The sequence below is a fragment of the Undibacterium sp. Ji49W genome, assembly GCF_049340205.1.
Taxonomy (GTDB): domain Bacteria; phylum Pseudomonadota; class Gammaproteobacteria; order Burkholderiales; family Burkholderiaceae_D; genus Undibacterium.
On the sequence record NZ_JBMPOW010000045.1, the window covers coordinates 1 to 1,454 of the forward strand.

Consider the following 1,454-nt stretch of genomic DNA (forward strand, 5'->3'; position numbering starts at 1 on the left):
TGAAGTGACCCCATTAAGTTGGACGTTAATTATCTAAGTAGCCAAGGACTGATTTCTGTATTGCACAGGACTCAGTCCTTTTAGTTTGACCTTGATCCGGTCGTGATTATAGTAGTGAATATAATCCTTGATGCCTGTTTGTAGTTCTTCGACGCTGCTAAATTTGTTGAGATAGAAGAACTCGGACTTCAATACGGCGAAGAAACTCTCCATAGCCGCATTGTCGATACAATTGCCCTTACGTGACATGCTTTGCACGACCTGTTTTTGCTGTAATGCACGCTGGTAGGCAAGCATACGGTATTGCCAGCCCTGATCAGAATGCAGGACAGGTTTTTGGTGTGCTTTGAGTTTCGCCAAGGCATTCTTTAACATTTTCCCGACGAGTTCATAAGCGGGTCGCCTGGCTGTCTCAAAGGCAATAATTTCCCTGTTATATAAATCCATCACTGGAGACAGGTACAGTTTCTCTCCTGCGACATTAAATTCCGTCACATCAGTTACCCATTTCTGATGCATGCCATCCGCGTCAAATTGCCGTTCCAGGACGTTGGGGGCGGTGTGTCCTACGTTACCTCTGTAAGACCGGTATTTCTTTGGTCGTACCAATGACTTCAGGCCGAGCTTGCTCATCAGCCGTTGTACGGTCTTATGGTTGACTCTCACGCCTTGTTGTTGGATAGCCAGAGTGACTCGTCGGTAACCATAGCGCCCCTGATGACGCGTAAAAACGGTGTCGATTCGTTTCTTGAGCCCCTGGTACTTATCCTCTGTCTGCAAAACTTTCTGTTGATAATAGAAAGTACTCCGGGCCAGACCTGCTAGTTTGAGCAGATCTGCCAAAGGGAAATACTGCCTTAGTTCAATGACTACTTGCGCTTTTTGCGCGCTGTCGCCTGCTGTTGCTGCTGAGATTGAACCAAGGCCCGCAACTTTTTTAAATAGGCATTCTCCATGCGTAAATGGCTGACTTCCGCGAGCAAGTCTTCGCGTGTGCGGGTTTCATCATTCATTGGCAATGAAGGGGGTTGTGGCTTGGTGTCGGGCATCTTCTTGGGTCTTCCACGTATACGTGGTACCAGGGCATCTATACCGCCATTATGATAGCAGCGCTCCCAAATACCAATACATCCCGGACTGCGGATATTAAATATGGCCGCAACTTCTCCGTAGGAAAGCTGGTTATCCCATAGGCACATAAGTACAGACAGTCTGAACTCTACATCGTATTTACCAGGCCTCTGCTTCTTCGCCAGTCCTGCGACACCATGGAGACGATATAGGCTTACCCACCTCCTCACCATCGAATGGCAAAGACCATGCTCTTGTGCAATCACTTTATACCCTGCTTTATGAGCAAGATAATCCTGCACTACTTTTAACTTGAACTGCTCGTCGTATTTAGTCATGAAAAAACCCAAAAAGTTGGTGTCCAACTTTTTGGGTTCAGTTCA

At 46.9% G+C, this 1,454-nt stretch carries 1 protein-coding gene; it reads right to left on the minus strand.

Annotation, left to right across the window (positions count from 1 at the left end):
• Positions 1 to 33: 33 nt before the first annotated feature.
• Positions 34 to 1,409 (minus strand): IS3 family transposase gene (locus ACO0LK_RS26945; protein ID WP_422980599.1). Its coding sequence is split into 2 segments (ribosomal slippage): positions 34 to 929 and positions 929 to 1,409, totalling 1,377 coding nucleotides; the frame shifts between segments, so codons are not numbered across the junction.
• Positions 1,410 to 1,454: the final 45 nt, after the last annotated feature.